Here is a 231-nt window from a genome sequence, read left to right as displayed (position 1 = left end):
GATGCTGGCGTGTCCGGTGCGCCGATGCTCGGTTCCGTGGACGACTGGGCAAGCCGCATTGAGAAGGGCTCCGAGACACTGTACGACCACGCTATCAACGGTTTCAATGCCATGCCGGCCATGGGCTTGTGCAGCGACTGCTCTGATGAAGAGATTCAGGCGACCGTCGATTATATGGTTGAAGAGAGCAGTTAATCGTTTAGCGGAAGGTTACGGCGGATGCGGCCTGCG

General features: G+C 58.0%; 1 protein-coding gene. It reads left to right on the top strand.

What is annotated here, in order from left to right; genetic code table 11:
• Positions 1 to 195 (top strand): c-type cytochrome (locus B3520_RS05365; protein WP_286875577.1); only part of this gene is annotated, 195 nt, incomplete at its 5' end.
• Positions 196 to 231 lie beyond the last annotated feature (36 nt).

This window comes from Marinimicrobium sp. UBA4509 (assembly GCF_002388575.1).
Taxonomy (GTDB): Bacteria; Pseudomonadota; Gammaproteobacteria; order Pseudomonadales; family Cellvibrionaceae; genus Marinimicrobium; species Marinimicrobium koreense.
The sequence above is the reverse complement of the archived record's forward strand: the minus strand, read 5'-3'. Positions and strand labels throughout refer to the sequence as shown.